We start from the raw sequence: 21,450 nt of genomic DNA on the forward strand, positions 1-21,450 counted from the left end.
CCTGTTTCTGGATAGCAGCCACAATCTGGCTTTCTGTAAACGTTTTCTTTTTCATGTTTTTGACAGTTTAAAAATAAAGAATTCGCCCTATTTCCTTACTGCCGAATTATGGGTACCCTTACAACAAGGCATAAGCTGCAATATCCCTTGCATCTGCCTTGTCTGTCTTGCCTCTGGTAATACCTTTTGAACGCTTTATCTCAAGGGCAGCAACAACGGCGTAATCAAGCTTGTTTACCTGCAGCCAGTAGCAAAGCGGCATGCTGTAAACGCCTGTATTTTCAAAGCAGAATAACAGGTTAATTTTATTAGCTGCGCTTGTGCCGCCACCGGTTATTTTGAGTAAAGATTTGATAAGGCCATTAATGCCTTTTGCATTATTGGCAACAATACCAAATTGGTTTTGCAGCGTTTCTTTGTTGGTAATACAGTAATCAAGCTTGTCCTTTGACACATCAATACCAATGAAGAAATCATACGTTTTTTGCATACATTTGATTTTAGAAGATAAATAAAAAGGTTGACATCGTACTAAAGCCTTTAACAGGTCCTGACACCTAAGATTCTATTTGGTACCATTCAACCGGAAGATCAAAGGAAAAAGCAGAGGACTAATGCGGAGGATAGTTGCGCTAACAACTAGCAATGTCCATAGTTCACCTCTGCTTTTCCTTTTGAAAATCTACACCTCTTTTCTCTAAAATCAAAGTAAAGGCAATGTCCCATGGCTAAGCACAATAGGCTATTGATGGAGACATTACGGAGAAGAAGAAACCAGTGCCTGTTTTAACCGTGAAAATGACTACTAGGCTGTGTTGACACCTTACAGGTTAAGGTTAATAAAGGTAGCAGCCAGGCAGCAAAGTGAGAGAAAGGAAGTAGCTGTTTTTTCATAGCGGGTAGCTATTTTACGGTACTGCTTTAGTTTGTTGATGGTTCTTTCAATCACATTTCTTTGCTTGTAAGCTGTATAGTCAGTTGTTCGTTGTTGCAGACGGCTTTTCTTTGGTGGTATCACCGCTTCTATGTTTTCACTGTCCAGGTAATACAAAAGCCAGTTGCTATCATACGCCTTGTCTGCTATTAGTTTATTTGCCCTTATTCCCTGTAACAGGTCTAAAGCCATTTTTACATCTGCCGTTTGTCCTCCGGTAAGCAGCAGGTTGTTGATCCTGCCTGCCTCGTTGGTGCTTAGGTGAATCTTAGTTGTCAGCCCACCTCCTGATCTGCCGGTTGCCTGATCATTTCGTTTGTTGTTGTCTTTGTTTTTTTAATGCACAGGCTCCATGCTGATGTACTCTTATGGCAGTAGAATCAATCAGTAATGTTTTTACATCCCTATCTGCCATGTCTTTGAAAATACGTTGCCATACTCCTTGCTTTGCCCACCTGCGGAACCGGACATAGACGGTGTTCCACTTACCAAATCGTTCGGGCAAATCACGCCAGGGAACGCCACACTTGGCTACAAACATCACCGCATTTATAAATAGCCGATTATCTGCTTGTTTGCCCTTGTAGCCGGGTTGACAAGGTAGCTTGCCTTTGATCACTTCCCACTGCTGCTCACTAATCTCATATCTTCTGCTCATCTTACCACTTTTCTATACCCATCCCCAAAAACAACTATACCAAACTTTCCTTTATCTTAGATGTCAACACAGCCTAGTATCAGGAATCCATGACTTTAAATGCTATTGCAAAAAAGACAAAAAGAACTATTACTGAAGATTGGGGATTAACTGAAATTATCTGTCCGAATGCTGTGCCAGTAACAATAGAAAACATCAGCAAAATTATATTAGGCGAAGCCGCATTAAAGGGGTAAATGACAATCCCCGCTTTAACTCGCTTTTAGAGGCACATTCAAAGATGTAGCCAACATAGCATTGATTAAGTAGGATGAGGTAAAAAGGGACGCAAGCTAAAGAACAAATCACGCTTATTAGACAAAAATGTCCTTGTGGAAACATGCGAATTTGGTATGTTTGCCTGCAAATTCAATATCTACATTATTACCATGAGAAAGTCTCTTTTATCACTACAAACACTAATCTTACTGCTAGTTGTCTGCTTTTCGGCTTGCAGGAAAGATTCGGATGGCAAAATGTCCGACGAGCTATATATAGCAACGCCAGAGAAAATGATTGATATGGCAGCTAAAGACTGGGATGCACTCAAGCCTAGCCTGGAGGATAAGAAAGGATACTGGTACACCGAGTTCCCACAGGATCAATATCCATACGTAAAGGCGGCTGTATCTCTTCCGGCGGTTGAAGAAACAAACCATGATATTGGCTATATTATTTCAATGAATGTAGACCGGCAAAGCAACAAAGCTACTGGTGTGGATCTGGGAACTGATACTATTACCAAGCTGTCTTTTGCTGCTGCTGCCAACTTAATGCTGGAATACTACAACCGGTCGCTTGTACTGTGTGGCGATACAACATTTACTCATGGCCAGTATATAGATTCGGGTGGATTATACGGTCCAAGAAAAACAACCGTCACAGATATAGTTGACAGACTCAATAACGGTGTAGTAGCTAATCAGTACTCTATTGAAATATATGGAAAGATCAAAGGCTTTACTGTGGTTATAGAAAAATATGAAAACAGTGATAGCTACTGGTTTAAATTCGAGAGTTACGATTTTTGATCTTTCTTCTCCGATGAGTTTATGAAAATCGTCACCGGAACAATGCTGCTTTCTTTTTTTTATAGCTGTTACCAGTTTAGAGATTTACCTGGCACGTTCAGTACTAAATCCGTATTTACCGGCAATCTTTTAATGGCGTACCGGCTAAGCGCATTCTAAATTTCATAAGCACGCCGGCGATATTCTTCGTAAAGAAACATAGGAGCCATATATTGTTACTTTAGCTGCTAAGGTAGCATACCTACGTTGCAGGATTAATTTTGGAAAATAGAAGAACTGGGTGCAGTGAAAAGCAAATAGAAGTCAATATTGACATCAATGAAAGTAATAGCAAAGAACAGCACTCAGATAAATAGGTATATATAGGTATATTTTGACGAATTGATTTATAAAAACGCTTTGTCACTGAGCAGATGAATGCGTGGGTAGAAAGTAAAGCTCTACTTGTCCATTTTAGACAACTACCAAACTCTATATGGATCCAACAGCCCGCCAGGCCTTTGACCTGGCAGGCTGTTGGACTTAAAATTTGATTATGTGCTGCATTTTTTAATATTGCAAAACAGACCCTTTGGGTCTTGTCCGGCTATAGGTTGATAGTTTTGCAAAGGAAAACTAGATGGAAAACTAATCTTGCTCTGTCAACTGACAAGAAAACCGGTTTATTTTAAAAGAAAAAACTTCAATCAATTACATAACCGAAAACTGACATGTATTATACAAAAACGACCGATTTTGTATAATGATGATTTATCTTCTCTTTTTAATGGGCTTTCTGTCTAGCTGCTTTTTACAAAACTCATTTACAAAATCAGGTTATCCTGCATTCATCACTTCAGTGGTTTTGAATAGTTTCTTGCTTTTTTGCTATTGCTCCTCCTTAGCCGCAATGCCAGACTTCCGTAAATTCCATTAACCGTTTATGCAGCACTTCAACAAGCTGCGGCCTGCGTTATTACCGCCAGCTTTTATTGTACAATGTGTTTACCGGATCGGACTGCCAATAGACTCTGGTATGCACATCCATAATGGTTAGCCTTCCACCATGACCTGCACCGGTATCGAGGTTACAGACGTTAGCTGCCTCCATAGGCTGCTCCCTTTTCCAATGGAGCGTAGGCGTATGACCAATAAAAACAGTAGTAAAGGGCGTTGCCATGGCAAACCTGCTTTTTTTGCTGTTGCCCCTGTTGAATGCCTCATAAGAAAGTGCAGCCATCCACAAAGACCGATCCCAATAATAAGTGTACGCCAACTGCTGTGTAAACGGAACCTGCCGGTGGAAGCCGCCGTGTACAAAACAATTGTTTTCGTCATCAATATAATACAGGCGCTGGCTTGCAAAGAATTGCTGATGACTATGGGGTATAGCTGCGCTATCCAACACTGTTATGGAAGAATAGCTTTCTTCGCCCGTTAACGGCTCCTGCCCCTTTAGCCGTAAATAGGAGATAGCCGTAGCTTTGCCGCCCTGCTCCCATTGTTGCGGATGGATGCCTGTTTGTATAAATTCATAAAACCAGTCATCATGATTTCCCCTGATGGAAACCAGGTTTTTTATTTTCATCAATTCTTCCACGCACAGGTACACTTCGTCATACCCATCTGCTACATCTCCCAACTGTATCAATCGGTCCCGCTCATAATCGAACCCTGCCCTTTGTAAACATTGCAATACCGCTTTGTAAGCGCCGTGAATATCGCCCATTACCAATATACGCATCGGGTGAAGGTAACGTTCTTTCCATTTTCCGGAAAATGGAAAACGGCTTATATTTACCACATGGAGTCCATTAAGCAGCATGATATTGTTGTACTCTTAAAAGCACTTTGCAAAGGATCTGCAGGCTGGAAATATGAAAGCCTGGAGCAGTAGCTGAATGATGCTATGCATGCGGGGGATATTACATGCAGTAAACCATAAATACCCGGTATGACAATATAGAAAAACTGGTGGAAGCTGCTCGCTAGTGCACCACAAAGACAATCTTTTGGTAGCCGGTCAAGGCAATACTGCCCCGGCAGGCCATTATTGTACAACTACCAGTAGGAGCGGTGCAGTCGGCGCACCTTTTCTGCTGCATCGCACACCCGGCACGTGCTATACCTGTTTAATTTATTCCAAACCATACATATAGGAAGATTTGAAAGATTGCTTAACAGAGATGATATAACAAAACAGGCTAACCACGAGGGTTAGCCTGCCTTTTAAAGCGCAGCATTTAGTTGTGCAAAAACTGCTTGTGCTCATTCGGGTTTTCGGGAGTGTAATTACCGTTGGCATCTTTCAGGTACGTGCATACGGAAGCAGCGCTGATGCAGTTGCCATCGCGCGGGATAGCTTCACTTTTAAGCACATACTGCCCGTTCTCCAGTACATACTCCTCAAGGGGCGGAGGCGCGGAAAATGCGCTGACGGCTGCCATCACTACGGCAGCCATTAGTAACCATTTCATTTTTTTCATAACATCCATTTTAATTAGTGGGTGAACGCCTACTCTTTTTACAGGTTTTCGGCATAGTCCTGTTCACGTGAAAAAGGTATTGCATCCGCCGGCGGCTGCTTTTTTAACAGGAAGATCCCTGCAGCAGACAGGAGCAGGAAGAATAAGTTCAGCACGAGATGTGCTCCCCAGCTTAAGCTTTTAATCATGCCGCCACAGGAGCAGGGCACATAGCGGAACGTATGAAAAAGCACCAGCAGGGTATATAAGGTAAATGCCAGCATCACCAGTAAAGACAGGTATAACCCTGTTATCCGCCAGCGTTCGGTAATAAGACAGGCAGCTATGCCCAGCTCTGCTACAGGCAGCACCGGGATGAGTACAACGGTTAACCAGTGTGGTAAAGGCTGGTTGTACATATCGGTGGTATAGCCCCGGTAATCGTGCAGCTTACTAAGGGCAGTATAAACAAAAAGGAATACCAGCAGGCTGCAGAGGATGGATATTACAGTTGTTGTTTTCATAAAAAGTAGCAGTGAAGGCAACCGGGATGTTGCGGTTTGCCGGGTGTTTTAATTAACTGCAAGCTATCCACTTGCTTTTATGACAATGGGAGCAATTAACAGGCAGGCGGGATTGTTTTTGACGTTTTCAAATCGGTGATAACCGTTTACCTTTTATATTGTTTTTGAAACTGGTGCGGCGTGATGCCGTACTGCTTTCGGAAGGCAATGCAAAAGTTAGCCGTACTCCTGTAGCCTGCCTTACGGGCGATCGCTCCCACCGGCTTATTGCTTTGTTCCAACTGTGCTTTGGCGATAGCCAGTCGTTGCCGGAGCAGGTAGCCGAAGAGTCCAACGCCGGTTACGGCTTTAAAGCCTTTTTTCAGCTTGTGTTCGTTGATACCCATTTTCCGCGCAAGCTGGCTAATGGTGTAATGCGTATCCAGATGCGCATCTATAAAGTCTTTGGTGGCATGAATAACCGCCATATCATCCTGAGAAAAAAAAGGTTCTCCTGTACCGGTGGCATTCAACTGCGCGCACATAACCGTGATAATTGACCGTATGTTTCGGAGATGAAACTGCCGGGTAGAAGCAATAAAGGGAACCTGCAATAACTGGTAAACCAGTTGTGTAAGCTGGGCAGACAGCGGATGCGCGGTATGCTGCAGAAAGGCAGGCTGGTTCTTTTCGATACGGTTCTGCAATGCTTCCAGCCCCGGAAAATATGCCAGTACAGGCAGTAAGATAGCTGGCGGGTAGGTGATGACCAGCAGAAGATATTGCCCTTTGGCGAAGGAACAACAGCTATTCAACCGGCTCATGTATAGTACACTAAAGGCGTGTTGTTTGAACCGGATGTTTCCTATGCCTTGTATAACAGCTTCGTAGGATTGCGCTAATACTACCTGGCTGAAACAAAGTGGCACTGAACAGTATAAGTTAATACTAACAGCCTGCTCGATGGTGAGTGCCACATAGTAAATATGAAACGCCTCCAAACTGAATTGTTGTACACTGATCTTCCCGAAAGTACCGGCAGCCGTAAGAATGTCACTGCCGGGCAGGTAATGCCGGATATGCTCATCCGGCAATGTGTTGGATTGCCCGACCATATAACCAGGTATTTTTGCTGTAAAAAGGGGTTTCATGGTACCGGAATTTGGTTTGACAGTACAAAGAACGAGCACACCCCATAGCGACCAGCCGGTGTACCCTGTAAATTCAGTAGAACTACGCCCTTTTACCGTAGAACTACGCATACGTAGCGAAAGCATAAGCCTGTAGTATTGTACTTCACTAAATTGTATTGTTATGAGTACCACAAATCATCAGATCTCGTTACAGCAGGCTATTGACATGACCACCCGTTATCGTGCAAACAGGCCTGCCAATTTTCCCATTTGTGAAACCTTTGACCTGAGTGCCGTACAGCAGTTATTAGCAGCAACAGGTTGCCGGCACCTCAGGGTGTATTATGGTATGAAGGACAATAATGAAGTGGATGTTATATTAGTAGCGGCTGATGCGGATGGAGCAGATATATTACCGGCAGCTAATGTAACCACCTCAACACTGACGGAAGGTGATCCTGTATTGCTGGAAGATGGGTACCGGTGCCCACAAAATTGTCCGCCCCCATCCTCCCTTAACAGTTAACAGGTATGCCGGGGTACACCATTGATATTATTCTGAACCATTCCATTACTATAGCAGCAGTTATAGGCGTAGTAAGATTCAGGAAGATCCATAAGGATTTCTATCCTTTCCTGTTGATCGTCTGGCTGGCATTCATCAATGAAAGTCTCAGCCTGGCGCTGATCTATACTATTGGCAGTAACACGGTTAATGCTAATATTTATGTGCTGGCAGAGTACCTGCTGCTGATGTACCAGTTTTACCGGTGGGACGGCAGCACTGCAAAACAGCTTTGCTTTTTTGCAGTGCTTGGCATTGTTATCTGGGCAGGCGATAATATGATCTTTCATACACTACAGGAAAATAACTCCGTTTTCCGGATTTTTTATTCGTTTGTCATTGTCTTTTTTAGCATCGACCGGATCAACAGCCTGATTGTATGGGAGAAAAAAAGCCTGCAGAAAAATGCTGTTTTCCTCCTTTGCATTGCTTTTTTGCTGTATTATGGCTACAAAGCTTTCCTGGAAGTGTTTAACATGTTTAACTTGCCGTTCAGTTATCCGTTTTACCGAAGCCTTTGGCTCAGTTTGTCGGTCGTTAATTGTTTTGTGAATATTATATATGCCAGCGCTATCCTATGCATCCCGAAGAAACAAGAATTTATATTGCTGTACTGACCGCCGGTTGTATATTGGGTATATTGATTATCTTTTTATTTGTAACCATTATAAGGTATCACAGAAGAAAAGTAGCATTATACCTGGAGAAAATCCTTGCAGATACGCAACTGATGGAACAGGACAGGGCAAGAATTGCTTCCGATCTGCATGATGACCTGGGCTCCAGCCTGTCGGCTATCAGGTTGCAGCTGGACCTGCTGCCCGAAGACAGCCGCTATATACAAACGGTTACAGCAGCCAGGCGTACAATTGATGATGCCATAGGGAAGGTAAAGCAGATATCAAAAAACATGATGCCTATCACCCTGAAAGAGCAGGGGTTGAAAGAAGCCGTTGTGGAGTATATATCCATGCTGCCGGGCAATAATAAGGGTAAGGTGCAGTTGGAATGGAATATCCATGAACAGGGTATTCCGCAAAACCATAAAATTCATATCTACCGCATTATCCAGGAAGTGCTTACAAATGCCCTCAAGCATGCGCAGGCGGGTGTGATTGCTATTCAAATGCATCATCGTAATAACATGCTGGAACTGTCAATCACTGACAACGGAGTGGGTTTTGATAAAAGAGTGCTTAAGCGGTCCCGGAAAGGATTAGGGCTGAGAAATATTACGACAAGAGCCGATATATTGAAGGCGGCAGTTTACCTGAATACAGCGCCGGGCAAAGGCGTTTCTTACCAGTTTCTTATTCCCTTACCGCCTTTACTCCAATAAAGTATATAGCCCGTTTTTAATGGCATATATCACCAGCCCGGCGGTTGTTTTGACATTCATTTTATCCAGTATTTTCAACCGGCACCCCTCCACCGTTCGCTTACTCAGGAACAATAGTTTACCTATTTCCTCACTTGTCTTTTCCTGGCAAATCAACTGAATAATCTGTTTCTCCCTTTCAGAAAAAACCTGTTGATGTGGTATGTTATACGGGTTAAATGTGCTCCTGGTTATCAGTCTGGCAAGTTTAAGGTTGGTAGCTTTACAGTAATAAGGGATATGCCGGTATACCGTTTTGACTGCTTCGGTGATTTCTTCCCTGCCTGCGTTTTTGTTGATGTAACCAATGGCACCTGCTTCTAACGCATCTATGATCAGCTGGTCGTTACCAAAGGTAGTGAGTGCTATACACCGTATATTCATATCCATTTGCCGGATAGCGCTGATAGCCTCAATTCCATCCATATCGGGCATACTAATGTCGGTAAGTATTACATCCGGTTTTACCGCTGTAGCCACAGCTATTAATGCCCTGCCATCGCCGGCTTCCCCTACAACCGTTATTTGCTGATCTGCATCCAATGTCATACGCAGCCCATAAAGAAACACGGAGTGGTCATCTGCTGTTACTACGCGTATCATTTCAGCACCTGATTCATTCATTTTATTGCCTTCCTTCCTGATTTAAAAGGTGTAAGATATGTGTGCAAATTTATTTCGCTTTTGCGCTTGTTCCACCAGCATCATAAATAAGTTGTAATTAGACACCGAATGCTGAAACAAAAAGTGGCGGGCACTTCAGCTATAGCCGAACAGCACAAGCGCCTGCTACAGCAGCTGCAATTCCCTTTAACACCCGCTTGTGTTACCTGCGCAGGTACGGTGCACTACCCTCATTTTTAAATATTATCTAATAACAGGCTGTTATTTATATCATTGGTTAGAATTTTTCTAATAAAAAATAAATTTATTAGAAAATATTTATTCATACGCTATTGTGTGCCTTTTCGCTGTTTACATTTGCAAACTAACGATTGATAGTATTGTGCTCACCATCAAAACAGTTCTTTTTATGCTTAAAGCGATAGGCAGTTCCGCAACAATCCATTACCAGCTTCCTCCGGAAGCGCTCATCCGGCAAACCCTTGACAAAGGAGCAGGAGCCCTTAGTTCTTCCGGTGCGCTGTGTATCTCCACCGGCAGCTTTACCGGCAGAAGCCCGCAGGATAAGTTTATTGTACAGGATGCGCTTACTGCAGATACAATAGATTGGAATGGGTTCAATCAGCCCATTGATGCGGATAGTTTCCGGCGATTAAAAAATGAAATGGTGCATTACCTCAGCAATAGGGCGGAGGTGTGGGTGAGAGATGTGTATGCCTGTGCCCACCAGCACTACCGGGTACCTATCCGTATCATTAATGAACATCCACCGGATAATCTCTTTTGCTATAATATGTTTATAAGACCAGATGCGACAGACCTGCCGTCTTTTGAGCCGCAATGGCATATTATACAGGCGCCCGGCTTTAAAGCCGATCCTGCTGTTCACCATACCCGTAGCGGACATTTTGTAGTTATCTCCTTTACACACCGAACTATTCTCATTGGCGGCACTGCTTATACCGGTGAGATCAAAAAGAGTGTATTTACGGTATTGAATTATATCTTACCGCAAGCGCATGGTGTCCTAAGTATGCATTGTAGCGCCAATGTGGGTGCTGCCGGCGATGTTGCCCTGTTCTTCGGGCTTAGTGGCACCGGTAAAACCACGTTAAGCGCAGATCCGTTCCGGAGGCTGATCGGTGATGATGAGCACGGCTGGACAGCTAATTCGGTATTTAATGTTGAAGGCGGCTGTTATGCCAAAGTAATTGACTTGTGCAAGGAAAAAGAACCTGCAATAGCCGACGCCATTAAAGAAGGAGCGCTGGTGGAAAACACAACCTTTTTTCCAGGCACGGCCGATATTGATTTTGCCTCCAAAACGATCACGGAAAATACGCGTGCCAGCTATCCGCTCCATTACATTGCCAACGCTTTGATTCCCTCTGTAAGTGACATTCCTAAGCATATACTCTTTCTTACCTGTGATGCGTATGGGGTGCTGCCGCCGGTAAGCAGGCTGACCACAGCACAGGCGATGTACCAGTTTATCAGTGGTTATACCGCCAAGATAGCCGGCACCGAAACGGGTATAACAGCACCGAAAGCCACCTTTAGTGCCTGCTTTGGTGCCCCTTTCCTGCCACTGCATCCTGCCGTATATACTAAGTTATTAGGGGAAAGATTGAGCGTGCATAAGCCTAAGGTTTGGCTGGTCAACACCGGTTGGACTGGCGGCAGGTACGGAACAGGGCAACGCATGCTGCTTAAAGACACAAGGGCTATCGTCAATGCCATATTAAATGGCGAACTGGATCATGTTTCCTATGCGGTTAATAATGTATTTGGGTGGAGGATACCCCTGACTTGTCCGGGAATTGACAGCCATTTGCTTGATCCCCGAAATACCTGGAAAGACAAGGATGCCTACGATCAGACTGCCAATGAACTGGCGCTGCGGTTCCATAATAATTTTGAACAATATACGGATAGGGTAACGGCGGAAATAGCACATGCATCGCCCAAAGTATTTGCCTGATAACTGAAATAGCAAACAACATGTATAAGAAAGTGCTGACGCTGGATGAATTTACCATTCAGCAACTGCGTTTATTTCCGCATGCCACCGGTGAGCTGAGTGCTTTGCTGCGCGATATAGGGCTGGCTGCCAAACGTATTTACGCCGAAGTGAGCAGGGCAGGTATTGCAGATATACTGGGTGCTACCGGAGACACAAACATACAGGGGGAAGAAGTACAGCAGCTTGACCTGTTTGCCAATAACCAGCTTATAGCGGTGCTAAGGCATGGAATGAGTTGTGCCGGCATCGCCAGTGAAGAAATGGAAGATATGGTGGCATTTGATGATGCGGTTAACAATAACAGCAAATATGTAGTAATGTTTGACCCGCTGGACGGCAGCAGTAATATTGACATTAATATCCCTACAGGTACCATTTTCGGTATTTACCGCCGTATCAGCTCGCCGGGAGCGCCTTGTATACTTACCGATTTTTTGCAGCCTGGCTACCGGCAGGTAGCAGCCGGGTATGTTATATACGGGCCGTCTGCCATGCTGGTATACGCCACCAGAAGGGGCGTGAACGGGTTTACCTTAGACCCTGCTATTGGTGAGTTCTGCCTGAGCCATCCGAATATGGTCTGTCCGGAAAATGGTTCTACCTATTCCATTAATCAGGGATACTTTTTTCAATACACCAGTGCGGTACAGCAATACCTGGCTTTTTGCCAGCAGGGGGCAAAGAAAAGTGTAGGTTATTCCCAGCGCTATGTAGGCAGTATGGTGGCGGATGTACACCGTACCTTGCTGAAAGGCGGTATTTTCTTATACCCGGCAACAGCAGCCAAACCAAAAGGCAAACTGCGGTTGATGTATGAGTGTAATCCACTGGCATTTATCCTTACGGTGGCCGGCGGCAAAGCAACCAACGGAGCCGCAAGTATACTCCATTTGCTACCAGCCAGCCTGCACGAGGTAACACCGGTATATATGGGAAGTGCCAACATGGTCTCTGCACTCCAGGGATTTTTCAGCGCATCCGGTGAAATATGCAGGCAGGAGGTTTTGATCTCCTGAAATGGGATTATTCTGAACCAGGGTGACTATGCAGCATAAAACACACTGCACGCGGTAAATAATTCTTCTCGGGAGACATGGAACAAAGTATGAGTGGCAGACAACATACTTTAAACCCAATAAGCAGCCGTTCTGTTTTCCTGCATGGCTATTAAGCCATTCCCCGAAAGCAGCGGAAGATGCTTTGGTAGAAGGTTATGAGTCCATGATACTTTAAAAAATCAATTATAAAACAAGAATAGTATGACCATAATAGGCCAAGCCCTCTTTAATGCCACCACACCGGCTATGCCCGGCGCATTAGGGCATAAGTTCAGACAGTTATGGCAGGTAGTTGGAAACACACCGATGCTCGAAATTATCTACCGGTATAAAAAGGAGTATAGAAAAGTATATGCGAAATGCGAATATTTCAATTTGACAGGCAGTATCAAAGACCGTATGGCATTGTATATACTGCAAAGGGCGTATGAGTCGGGCACCCTGCAGCCTGGTGATGTTATTGTGGAGGCTTCCAGCGGTAATACCGGTATTTCATTCAGTGCCCTGGGCAAGGCCTTGGGTCATGAAGTGAAAATTATTATGCCGGATTGGTTAAGCAAAGAAAGAATAAGCATTATTAAAAGCCTGGGAGCTACCCTCGAGCTGATCAGTAAGGAAGCCGGTGGTTTTTTGGGCAGCATAGCTATGAGCAGGCGATTGGCTAAAGAAAATAGCCACGTATTCCTTCCGGGGCAGTTTGAAAATACATACAATGCAGCGGCGCATGAAAAAACAACGGCAAAAGAAATATGGATGCAGTTACAGTCTGTTGATTTATCGCCGGATGCTTTCGTAGCAGGGGTAGGGACCGGCGGTACGGTGATGGGGATAGGACGTTACCTGAAGAGAAGAAATGCGGCTATACAAGTACATCCCTTAGAGCCATTGGAATCGCCTACGTTAACAACTGGTCATAAAACGGGTACACACCGTATTCAAGGTATATCCGATGAATTCATACCCCCACTGGTGGACTTAAGCCTGTTGGACGATACCCTGCAGGCATCCGATGGCGACAGCATTCTTATGGCACAGAAACTGGCAAAGCAGTTGGGGCTGGCAGTTGGTATTTCCTCGGGCGCTAACCTTATTGGAGCGGTGCAGGTACAAAACAGGATCGGGAGTAAAGCCGTTGTGGTAACCACCCTCAATGACAGTAATAAAAAGTACCTGAGTACCGACCTGTTAAGGGAAGAGCCTGTAAAAGCGCATTATTATTCAACGGAAGTGGAGTTTCTTGATTACAAGGTGATAAGCAGGTTATAACATTAAAGCGGTAAGCACTGCATCCTGTTATGGCAGTTCCGTATAATAAGCCTCATAATCCTGCTTTTTGCCGCACCATCCCAATAATGGGGGTATCGCTGGCATGTCCGGTATATAAATACCACCAGCCTATTCGATGGTCTTTTCCTGCTTTATGCCTGCAGTATAAGCAGCACCAACAAGCAGGTGCATGCAGGAAGCAGTATGATAAAGCGTTTTAATTTTTTGAGTGTTATTTTTACCTTTAACTCTGTTTTTCTAAGGGTTTAGGGTTGAAAAAACTGCCTCTGTCTTTACAGGGGCTTTATTTATTTTTGCAATGTGGCAGTTTTCATCACGTCTCCTTCGTAAACAGCAGACTCCTGCTTTCACAGGTGCTTTTTATTGTTGATGCACTTATTTGAATAGCTTATGTAAAAGCCTTTATAAGCAGCGTTATTGGAATAAGTGACGATACCCTAATAGATATTTTATAAAATGTAAATTATCTTGCCGCAAATCAAGCAGCTTTAAACTTTGCTGATTTTTACCCTAAAGTTGTAGCATCTTTTAAAGCTGAATAAAGATACAATCAGCAGTACGACAAACAAGTATAATGCCCGAGCATCAAAACATAGAATACAAGCAAAGCTGGCACGAAGATTACCTGAAGTGGATTGTTGGCTTTGCTAACAGCCAGGGAGGTACCATCTACATAGGTAAGGACGACAAAGGCAATGTTGTAGATGTACCTGATTATAAAAAACTGCTGGAAGATTTACCCAATAAGATCCGGGACATTTTAGGCATTATGGTAGAGGTAAATTTGCATGAACTGGAGGGCAAACATTATTTGGAAATCGTCACGCCACCTTATGCTGTTCCCATTTCACTCAGAGGTGTGTTCTATACCCGCAGCGGCAGTACCAGGCAAGAGTTAAAAGGCAACGCACTAACCGAATTCCTATTACGCAAAACCGGTAAAACCTGGGATGATGTAACAGAACCATCAGCATCCATTACAGACATCAATACGGCTGCTGTTGACCAGTTTATAGAAGTAGCTGCTAAAAGCGGACGTTTGCCTGATGTGCAAGGATTATCCCTTGCAGAATTATTGGAAAAGTTAAGGCTCACCGAAGAAGGTAAATTAAAAAGGGCAGCTATCATATTGTTTGGCAAAGACCCCGGACGTTTTTTCCCGAATATGCTGGTGAAAATGGGGCGCTTTGGTACTACTGATGACGACCTCCGTTTTCAGGAAACTGCCGAAGGTAATCTGGTGCATTTATTAAACGAAGTGCCGGATACGCTTAATAGGAAATTCTTTGTAAAGCCGGTAAATTTTGAAGGCTTGCAACGGATCGAAAAAGGAGAATACCCCGTAGCGGCATTAAGAGAAATGCTGTTAAATGCCCTGGTTCATCGTGATTACATGGGCAGCATGGTGCAAATCAGGATGTACGACAGCAGGTTCAGCATCTGGAATGAAGGCTTCTTGCCCCAAGGCTTAACATTAGACGCTTTGAAACGGCAGCATCCATCCCGACCACGAAACCCGTTAATTGCCGATGTATGCTTTAAAGGTGGCTACATTGACGCCTGGGGACGAGGTACGCTAAAGATTATCAACTCCTGCCGCGAAGCCGGTTTGCCCGAGCCGGAAATGAAGGAGCAGGACGGTGGCATGTTAGTGACTTTGTTTAAAGATGTTTATCAGGAAAATCTCCTGGCTACCTATCATCTCAACGACCGTCAAAAGCAGGCATTGCAGTTATGGAAAGAAGCAGGTGAGATTACAACCGGCAATTACCAAAGTAAATTTGGTGTAACCGACAGAACAGCCAGACGTGACTTAACTGAATTAGTAACATTAGGTCTGCTCGTAAAAACAGGAGATAAGAAATCATCTAAATACCTCTTCAGGAAGTAGAATGTCCGTTAAATGTCCGAAATGTCCGTTAAATGTCCGATAAGCGGACAGGCAATCAGCAGTCAACTAGTGGCTATCAATAGTAGTACAAACATCTCAGGGATCATAAAATAATTTTTAAGCTGGTTTTTGTGTGCATTTAACATGCCAGCACCCTTTACTAATATATGATGAAAGCGAGACATTATAAGTCTGACAAATAAGATAGTCCATTCTTTCTCAAAAATTGCAAATGATTTTACTGGTAATGGAAGATCATCCTTTTTTAGATGAGGTATGTTATCAGCAGTTAAGATGAATGACTTTATGGTATAACCCTCAGTATTGGGCACTAACCTTGCCAAGAAAGCTTTATTAGCATTTAGCCACCGGTTACGTTCAACGTGCTTACGCATTTTTACTTTTTTGTCATTGCCGTCTCGTCCGAGATAATCAACCATTTCCACTTTCATTTTGTGTACATTCCGACCACCTTGAATATTCTTGCATTCTATGGGATAAATTATGCGATCTTCATGGCTAATCACGAGCAGATCAATATCACCATAGTGTTTCCCAGTTTCTATGTGACCTTTTGATACATCTTTATCCATCTTGATCTAATGAGGTGTAACTTCGTGCTCGGAGTTTTCTTCAAACCATTTCTTAACGGACTTCCTAAAAGGGTTGCCCTTTTCACCTGAAGCAGCGACAAGCCAGCTTTTCATTTCTTCCGATTTAACGGCGGGGAGCTTGCTTGAATCCAGGAGATAATATAAGTTTTCAATAAACTGCATTAAATGCCGGTAACCATAATAATAGTAAACGACCTTGTCTCTAATTATTTTTACCAGTGGCCTTCTGATATAGGAAATATAGCGATTGTATCTCCAAGGGAAAATTATTAATAATGTATATCCGGCAGGGGGGTACGCCAATACTAGCTCTTTTCAACAGTGTTAGATTGATCAATATGTTATTGATATCGTAAGTTGTTACTCCTTCTATTTCTGATAAGACTTTCAATAAAGTAGGCTCATCTATTTTCATGCACGATTTAGACTTTGTAAACCCTTCGTTTATCAACACACCGATAATTTGAGACAATGTAGTGAGCGTTATTCCAAATTCTGCTTTAAAGCAGCATCAAGCGCCTTTGATTCCCCTGTTTTAACAGCTTTACCGGTCTTTCTCATACCCTCAAAGAGGACGTGATGAATTTTGAGGATTTGGCCGGCTTCATTGAATGCTATAATCCTGTCAACCGACACAAGCGAACAGAAACCTACAACGCTACTACAATTTCGAAGGCAGGTGGCGGAAATTTACCTATGAAGAGGTTGTCGCAAGAGATAAAACATCATTAGACATTACCTGGCTAAAAGATCAATCCCTTGCAGACTTGGACAACCTGCCGGACCCGGATGTACTGGTGGAGGAGATAGCAGAGAATTTAGAAAGTGCCTTGGGGAGTTTTCAGGAGGTATTTCGGATGATGAGTAAGTAGAGATAAGAATAAATATCTTATAAATGCACAGAGATAGGTTATTAATGTAGTTATTCAAAAAGTTGTTCACATTCTCAAAGTCTTATCTATACTGCATTTGCTTTGAGTAATTGCTTCTAAAATGCTTTACTAAAACAACTAATTGTACAGCAGAATTTTGTTGGCACAAAATTTTAGCTAATATTTGCTAATATATTTAGCTAAACAGACCAACTAATCACTATGTACCTCAACTGTAAAACATATTACAGCTTGCGCTATGGCACGTTCTCCACAGAAGAATTGGTAAACACGGCAGTTGAAAAGGGCGTTACTGCTTTAGCACTCACCAATATCAACGGCACCTACGACGAATGGGAATTTTACAAGCTATGTTTAGCAGCAGGCATCAAGCCGGTGTTGGGTGCTGAAATCAGGAATGAGGATCAACTGTTGTATATATTACTGGCAGCTAATAACAATGGGCTTACCCGCATCCATGAATTTCTATCTGAACACATCATTGCAAAAAAGCCTTTTCCGGCACCTTCCGAAAACCCAATCATCTTTACTGACTATTCAGATGGCTTCATCATTTATCCATTAGGTGTAAAGCCATTAGCTGATTTATCCATCAATGAGTATATAGGCATTCTACCCTGGGAAACGACAAAGCTTATATCCATTGATTGGAAAAACTATAAAGACAAGCTGGTAGTGCTCCAGCCCATTACCTTCCAGAACAAAACATACTTTAATTTACACCGGCTGCTCCGCGCTATTAGCAAGAACTGTTTGCTTTCTACATTGTCGGCAGCAGCACAGGCTTCAGAACGGGAGACCTTTGTTTCACCCGATTGCATTTTGCAGGCTTTTAAAGATTATCCCTTCATCATTATCAATACGTACAAGCTGATAGATGCCTGCCACATTTCGATAGATGTTGACAGTGACAAAACAAAAAAATGCTTTAGTGCAAGCAAAGAAGACGATAGAGTATTGCTGTATAAACTGGCGCAGGATGGCTTTGTAAGAAGATACGGTAAGAACAATAAAACAGCTCTGGAAAGGCTGGAAAAAGAACTAAAGATTATTAACGATCTGGGCTTTAATGCGTACTTCCTGATCAACAATGATATTGTGCAATATGCCAATACACGGGGCTTTTATCATGTGGGGCGTGGCAGCGGCGCTAATTCCATCGTAGCTTATTGCCTGGGCATCACAGACGTAGACCCTTTAGAGCTGAATCTATACTTTGAACGCTTCTTAAATCCTGAAAGAACTTCGCCACCCGACTTTGATATTGACTTTAGCTATACAGACCGGGATGAAATGATAGATTATATTTTTAAACGATTCGGCAGGGAACACGTTGCTTTATGTGGCTCCTATTCCACCTTTAAGCATGATGCTGCCATACACGAATTGGGCAAAGTGTTCGGGCTGCCGGAAGAAGAAATCAAAGCACTGCAAAGAGCCATTCACCCTGAAGATAAAATACAGCAGCTTGTGCTGCATTATGCCAACCTGCTCAAAGGCTTTCCTAATATTATGTCCATACACCCATGCGGTATGCTGATCACAGAAGAAAAGATAAATACCTATGCTACTGCATTCCTGCCGCCTAAAGGCTTTACCGGTGTGCAAATGGATATGTTTATTGCGGAGGACATCGGCATCAACAAGTTTGATATTCTAAGCCAGCGGGGCTTAGGACACATCAAAGAATGCCTGCAACTCATCAAGCAAAATAAAGGCGTGGAGGTAAACATACACGACTTCGCCCGCTTCCGCCATGATGAAAGGATAAAAACACAGATCCGCGAAGCAAACACCATCGGCTGCTTTTACATTGAATCGCCCGCCATGCGCCAGTTATTGAAAAAGCTCCGGTGTGATGATTATATCACCTTAGTGGCTGCCAGCAGCATCATCCGTCCCGGTGTTGCCTCTTCGGGCATGATGCGGGAGTATATCTATCGTTATCACAACCGCGATACCATCCAATACATTCATCCCCTATTTGAAGAACATTTATCTGAAACCTTCGGCGTCATGGTGTACCAGGAAGATGTGATCAAAATAGCGCACTACTTTGCTAACCTGTCGTTGGGCGAAGCAGACATACTACGGCGTGCCATGAGTGGCAAATACCGCAACCACAACCGCTTTAACATGATGAAGGCAAAGTTCATGGACAACTGCAAAGTAATAGGACACTCAGACGAACTCGCCAGTGAAGTGTGGCGGCAAATGGTCTCCTTTGCCGGTTATTCCTTCAATAAAGCACACTCCGCCTCTTTTGCAGTAGAAAGCTATAAGAGCCTGTACTTAAAAACGTACTACCCCAAAGAGTTTATGGTGAGCGTCATCAACAACTTTGGCGGCTTTTATTCAAGGGAGTTATACTTTATTGAGTTATTGAAAATAGGTGGTCAAATCAAAGCTCCCTGCGTAAACAGCAGCGATGAATACACCAACATCCGCGGTAATGAAGTATATGTAGGCTTCATCCACATCAAAGGGCTGCATTCCAGATTAACAGCAACGATGATGGAAGAAAGAACAAAGAATGGTCCTTATCATCACCTGCAGGATTTTATAGAACGCACCAACATTGGCTTGGAACAGCTCAATACCCTCATCAGTGTAGGCGCCTTTAGCTTTACCGGGAAGTCCAAAAAGCGGTTGTTGTGGGAGTCCAATTTTTTACAAAAAAAGAACCAGCCTCAATTACACAAAGGCATCCCCTTGTTTTGTGAGGAACCCCTAGCGTTTACATTACCGGAACTAACAGACAATCCATTAGATGATTTATACGACCAATTGGAGATACTGGGCTTTACCCTTACCAATCCCTTTGAGCTGGTGGCAGACGACGGTGGCAACTATGTAACGGCAAGAGATTTAAAGGATAAAGCAGGCACAATCGTTACCACCATTGTTTACTTCATTGCCCATAAGCATGTGGTAACCAGGAATAACGACATGATGTATTTCGGATCTTTTATAGACCGAAATTTAGACTGGATTGATACGGTACATTTTCCCGATGTAGCGACTAAATACCCTATCCATAACAGTGGTTTTTACAAGATTACAGGTAAAGTAGTAGCAGACTTTGGAGTACCCAGTATTGAAGTGTCCGGCATGTATAAAGTTGGATATAAAAATCGCAGTTACGCAAACTTAGGTTAATGCTATTATCAGCTGCAAGACATATCACGCACATGGACTTAGATACCTTTTTTGTATCGGTGGAATGTTTACGCAATCCTAAGCTTAAAGGTAAGCCGGTACTGATAGGTGGTATGAGCGACAGAGGCGTAGTAGCCTCCTGCAGTTATGAAGCAAGAAAGTTCGGTATTCATAGCGGTATGCCCATGAAAGTAGCACAGCGCTTATGTTCGCATGCTTATACCGTTAAAAGCGACTATGAAGCCTACAGTAGCTATTCAAGATTGGTTACGGATGTCATAAGCGATACGGTGCCCCTGTTTGAAAAGGCAAGTATAGATGAGTTTTATATTGACCTTACCGGTATGGATAAGTTCTTTGGTTGCTTGCAATTCAGTGATGAATTAAAAAGGAGGATTATTAGGGAAAGTGGTTTATCTATTTCTTACGGTTTGGCATCTAATAAACTGGTAAGCAAGGTGGCGACCAATGAAATTAAACCCAACGGGCAAATAGAAATTCCTTTTGGCAATGAAAAAACATTCCTTTCTCCACTGAGCATTATGAAAATACCAGGCGTTGGAAAGGAAGTGGGTTATAAATTGTTGAAGATGGGTGTGGAAACGGTAAAAATATTGAGTGAGATACCGGTAAACATGTTGTATAACCTGTTAGGCAAGCCTGGCATTGAACTGCACCGTAAAGCCAACGGCATTGATGAAATGCCGGTTATTCCTTACCGGGAACAAAAATCCATCAGCACCGAAGAAACATTTAGTACAGATACCATAGATTTAAAATTTATCCATCAGGAATTAATTCGCATGACGGAGAAGATTGCTTTTGAGCTTCGGTTACAAAGGAGACTGACCGGCTGTGTGGCGGTCAAAATCCGGTATAGCGACTTTCAAACAGAACAAAAGCAAATGACGATTGATTATACCGCTTTTGATAATGTGCTGATTCAAAAGGTAAAGGAACTGTTTACCAGTTTATATACCAAAAGGCAGTTGGTAAGATTGGTAGGCGTTCGCTTTACCGATCTGATTGGCGGCACCCACCAGATTGATATGTTTAATGACTCGCAGGAATCTTTAAAACTGCACCAGGCTATGGACAGTATCAAAAGTCAATATGGTGAAAAATACCTGATGCGTGCATCAGGAAACAGCGCAACGAACAACCGGAAGCCCATGGCATAAATGTATGTGGCACTGCCTAAACAAACAGCATATGA

At 43.3% G+C, this 21,450-nt stretch carries 20 protein-coding genes and 1 pseudogene; 12 read left to right on the plus strand and 9 right to left on the minus strand.

Features of this window, described 5'->3' with window-relative positions; all coding sequences use genetic code 11:
- Positions 1 to 118: 118 nt before the first annotated feature.
- The 3 genes and pseudogenes from FC093_RS21505 to FC093_RS21515 all read right to left on the minus strand — a co-directional run bounded on the left by FC093_RS21505 (position 119) and on the right by FC093_RS21515 (position 1,592).
- The gene (locus tag FC093_RS21505) at positions 119 to 490 is read right to left on the minus strand and encodes an IS110 family transposase (RefSeq protein ID WP_137263881.1); all 372 of its coding nucleotides are present in this window, start codon (positions 488 to 490) and stop codon (positions 119 to 121) included.
- 333 nt (positions 491 to 823) lie between these two features.
- Positions 824 to 1,228: pseudogene (locus tag FC093_RS21510) on the minus strand (IS5 family transposase); the annotation flags it as partial.
- A 13-nt stretch (positions 1,229 to 1,241) separates the two neighbouring features.
- Complete coding sequence (locus FC093_RS21515) at positions 1,242 to 1,592, minus strand: IS5 family transposase (RefSeq protein ID WP_137263883.1); 351 nt, start codon at positions 1,590 to 1,592, stop codon at positions 1,242 to 1,244.
- An 89-nt stretch (positions 1,593 to 1,681) separates the two neighbouring features.
- Here FC093_RS21515 and FC093_RS23885 point away from each other — a divergent pair, with 89 nt between their 5' ends.
- Both FC093_RS23885 and FC093_RS21520 read left to right on the plus strand, forming a co-directional pair.
- The gene (locus FC093_RS23885) at positions 1,682 to 1,828 is read left to right on the plus strand and encodes a hypothetical protein (protein ID WP_170971181.1); all 147 of its coding nucleotides are present in this window, start codon (positions 1,682 to 1,684) and stop codon (positions 1,826 to 1,828) included.
- 135 nt (positions 1,829 to 1,963) lie between these two features.
- The gene (locus FC093_RS21520) at positions 1,964 to 2,662 is read left to right on the plus strand and encodes a hypothetical protein (RefSeq protein WP_137263884.1); all 699 of its coding nucleotides are present in this window, start codon (positions 1,964 to 1,966) and stop codon (positions 2,660 to 2,662) included.
- 955 nt (positions 2,663 to 3,617) lie between these two features.
- Here the strand turns inward: FC093_RS21520 and FC093_RS21525 are convergent.
- The 4 genes from FC093_RS21525 to FC093_RS21540 all read right to left on the minus strand — a co-directional run bounded on the left by FC093_RS21525 (position 3,618) and on the right by FC093_RS21540 (position 6,760).
- On the minus strand, positions 3,618 to 4,466 hold the full coding sequence (locus tag FC093_RS21525) for a metallophosphoesterase (RefSeq protein ID WP_240743405.1): 849 nt from the start codon (positions 4,464 to 4,466) through the stop codon (positions 3,618 to 3,620).
- 418 nt (positions 4,467 to 4,884) lie between these two features.
- The gene (locus tag FC093_RS21530; RefSeq protein WP_137263885.1) at positions 4,885 to 5,127 is read right to left on the minus strand and encodes a hypothetical protein; all 243 of its coding nucleotides are present in this window, start codon (positions 5,125 to 5,127) and stop codon (positions 4,885 to 4,887) included.
- Between the two features lie 38 nt (positions 5,128 to 5,165).
- Positions 5,166 to 5,630 carry a MauE/DoxX family redox-associated membrane protein gene (locus tag FC093_RS21535; RefSeq protein ID WP_137263886.1) on the minus strand — a complete coding sequence of 155 codons (465 nt, stop codon included), beginning with the start codon at positions 5,628 to 5,630 and terminating at the stop codon, positions 5,166 to 5,168.
- 146 nt (positions 5,631 to 5,776) lie between these two features.
- Positions 5,777 to 6,760: an AraC family transcriptional regulator gene (locus FC093_RS21540; RefSeq protein WP_170971182.1), complete on the minus strand. Its 984-nt coding sequence runs from the start codon at positions 6,758 to 6,760 to the stop codon at positions 5,777 to 5,779.
- On the opposite strand from FC093_RS21540, the gene FC093_RS23890 reads away from it, so the two are divergent.
- From FC093_RS23890 to FC093_RS21555, 4 genes are read left to right on the plus strand one after another with little or no spacing between them, the layout of a single operon-like run.
- Positions 6,759 to 6,896 (plus strand): hypothetical protein, encoded by a 138-nt coding sequence (locus FC093_RS23890; protein WP_170971183.1) that lies wholly within the window; start codon positions 6,759 to 6,761, stop codon positions 6,894 to 6,896. The two genes, FC093_RS21540 and FC093_RS23890, sit on opposite strands and share 2 nt — an antisense overlap.
- Before the next feature lie 27 nt (positions 6,897 to 6,923).
- A complete protein-coding gene (locus FC093_RS21545) occupies positions 6,924 to 7,268 on the plus strand; it encodes a hypothetical protein (RefSeq protein ID WP_137263888.1) in 345 nt (114 codons plus the stop codon).
- 5 nt (positions 7,269 to 7,273) lie between these two features.
- Positions 7,274 to 7,924 carry a hypothetical protein gene (locus FC093_RS21550; protein WP_137263889.1) on the plus strand — a complete coding sequence of 217 codons (651 nt, stop codon included), beginning with the start codon at positions 7,274 to 7,276 and terminating at the stop codon, positions 7,922 to 7,924.
- A complete protein-coding gene (locus tag FC093_RS21555; protein ID WP_137263890.1) occupies positions 7,885 to 8,646 on the plus strand; it encodes a sensor histidine kinase in 762 nt (253 codons plus the stop codon). The genes FC093_RS21550 and FC093_RS21555 overlap by 40 nt, the downstream gene beginning before the upstream one ends.
- Here the strand turns inward: FC093_RS21555 and FC093_RS21560 are convergent.
- Positions 8,635 to 9,309, minus strand: a complete 675-nt coding sequence (locus tag FC093_RS21560) for a response regulator transcription factor (protein ID WP_137263891.1) — start codon at positions 9,307 to 9,309, stop codon at positions 8,635 to 8,637. The two genes, FC093_RS21555 and FC093_RS21560, sit on opposite strands and share 12 nt — an antisense overlap.
- 409 nt (positions 9,310 to 9,718) lie before the next feature.
- Between FC093_RS21560 and pckA the strand changes: the two genes are divergently transcribed.
- From pckA to FC093_RS21580, 4 genes are all read left to right on the plus strand, one after another.
- The gene (gene pckA / locus FC093_RS21565; protein ID WP_137263892.1) at positions 9,719 to 11,290 is read left to right on the plus strand and encodes a phosphoenolpyruvate carboxykinase (ATP); all 1,572 of its coding nucleotides are present in this window, start codon (positions 9,719 to 9,721) and stop codon (positions 11,288 to 11,290) included.
- 20 nt (positions 11,291 to 11,310) lie between these two features.
- Positions 11,311 to 12,348 (plus strand): class 1 fructose-bisphosphatase, encoded by a 1,038-nt coding sequence (gene fbp, locus FC093_RS21570; RefSeq protein ID WP_137263893.1) that lies wholly within the window; start codon positions 11,311 to 11,313, stop codon positions 12,346 to 12,348.
- Between the two features lie 243 nt (positions 12,349 to 12,591).
- Entirely contained in the window at positions 12,592 to 13,656 is a 1,065-nt protein-coding gene (locus FC093_RS21575; protein WP_206106652.1) for a PLP-dependent cysteine synthase family protein, read from the plus strand.
- A 595-nt stretch (positions 13,657 to 14,251) separates the two neighbouring features.
- Entirely contained in the window at positions 14,252 to 15,568 is a 1,317-nt protein-coding gene (locus FC093_RS21580) for an ATP-binding protein (RefSeq protein ID WP_137263894.1), read from the plus strand.
- 62 nt (positions 15,569 to 15,630) lie between these two features.
- On the opposite strand, the gene FC093_RS21585 is transcribed toward FC093_RS21580, so the two are convergent.
- The gene (locus FC093_RS21585; RefSeq protein WP_137263895.1) at positions 15,631 to 16,161 is read right to left on the minus strand and encodes a hypothetical protein; all 531 of its coding nucleotides are present in this window, start codon (positions 16,159 to 16,161) and stop codon (positions 15,631 to 15,633) included.
- A gap of 1,115 nt (positions 16,162 to 17,276) precedes the next feature.
- Here FC093_RS21585 and FC093_RS21595 point away from each other — a divergent pair.
- Positions 17,277 to 20,234 carry a DNA polymerase III subunit alpha gene (locus FC093_RS21595; RefSeq protein ID WP_137263896.1) on the plus strand — a complete coding sequence of 986 codons (2,958 nt, stop codon included), beginning with the start codon at positions 17,277 to 17,279 and terminating at the stop codon, positions 20,232 to 20,234.
- On the plus strand, positions 20,234 to 21,415 hold the full coding sequence (dinB, locus tag FC093_RS21600; RefSeq protein ID WP_137263897.1) for a DNA polymerase IV: 1,182 nt from the start codon (positions 20,234 to 20,236) through the stop codon (positions 21,413 to 21,415). The genes FC093_RS21595 and dinB overlap by 1 nt, the downstream gene beginning before the upstream one ends.
- The last annotated feature ends 35 nt before the right edge of the window (positions 21,416 to 21,450 follow it).

The organism is Ilyomonas limi, from assembly GCF_005233845.1.
Classification (GTDB): domain Bacteria; phylum Bacteroidota; class Bacteroidia; order Chitinophagales; family Chitinophagaceae; genus Ilyomonas; species Ilyomonas limi.

Bases quoted from the DNA above. Each gene is read 5' to 3' on its own strand.
- FC093_RS21505 (WP_137263881.1), bottom strand. From the start codon at position 490: ATGCAAAAAACGTATGATTTCTTCATTGGTATTGATGTGTCAAAGGAC.
- FC093_RS21515 (WP_137263883.1), bottom strand. From the start codon at position 1,592: ATGAGCAGAAGATATGAGATTAGTGAGCAGCAGTGGGAAGTGATCAAA.
- FC093_RS23885 (WP_170971181.1), top strand. From the start codon at position 1,682: ATGACTTTAAATGCTATTGCAAAAAAGACAAAAAGAACTATTACTGAA.
- FC093_RS21525 (WP_240743405.1), bottom strand. From the start codon at position 4,466: ATGCTGCTTAATGGACTCCATGTGGTAAATATAAGCCGTTTTCCATTT.
- FC093_RS21530 (WP_137263885.1), bottom strand. From the start codon at position 5,127: ATGAAAAAAATGAAATGGTTACTAATGGCTGCCGTAGTGATGGCAGCC.
- FC093_RS21535 (WP_137263886.1), bottom strand. From the start codon at position 5,630: ATGAAAACAACAACTGTAATATCCATCCTCTGCAGCCTGCTGGTATTC.
- FC093_RS23890 (WP_170971183.1), top strand. From the start codon at position 6,759: ATGGTACCGGAATTTGGTTTGACAGTACAAAGAACGAGCACACCCCAT.
- FC093_RS21540 (WP_170971182.1), bottom strand. From the start codon at position 6,760: ATGAAACCCCTTTTTACAGCAAAAATACCTGGTTATATGGTCGGGCAA.
- FC093_RS21545 (WP_137263888.1), top strand. From the start codon at position 6,924: ATGAGTACCACAAATCATCAGATCTCGTTACAGCAGGCTATTGACATG.
- FC093_RS21550 (WP_137263889.1), top strand. From the start codon at position 7,274: ATGCCGGGGTACACCATTGATATTATTCTGAACCATTCCATTACTATA.
- FC093_RS21555 (WP_137263890.1), top strand. From the start codon at position 7,885: ATGCATCCCGAAGAAACAAGAATTTATATTGCTGTACTGACCGCCGGT.
- FC093_RS21560 (WP_137263891.1), bottom strand. From the start codon at position 9,309: ATGAATGAATCAGGTGCTGAAATGATACGCGTAGTAACAGCAGATGAC.
- pckA (WP_137263892.1), top strand. From the start codon at position 9,719: ATGCTTAAAGCGATAGGCAGTTCCGCAACAATCCATTACCAGCTTCCT.
- fbp (WP_137263893.1), top strand. From the start codon at position 11,311: ATGTATAAGAAAGTGCTGACGCTGGATGAATTTACCATTCAGCAACTG.
- FC093_RS21575 (WP_206106652.1), top strand. From the start codon at position 12,592: ATGACCATAATAGGCCAAGCCCTCTTTAATGCCACCACACCGGCTATG.
- FC093_RS21580 (WP_137263894.1), top strand. From the start codon at position 14,252: ATGCCCGAGCATCAAAACATAGAATACAAGCAAAGCTGGCACGAAGAT.
- FC093_RS21585 (WP_137263895.1), bottom strand. From the start codon at position 16,161: ATGGATAAAGATGTATCAAAAGGTCACATAGAAACTGGGAAACACTAT.
- FC093_RS21595 (WP_137263896.1), top strand. From the start codon at position 17,277: ATGTACCTCAACTGTAAAACATATTACAGCTTGCGCTATGGCACGTTC.
- dinB (WP_137263897.1), top strand. From the start codon at position 20,234: ATGCTATTATCAGCTGCAAGACATATCACGCACATGGACTTAGATACC.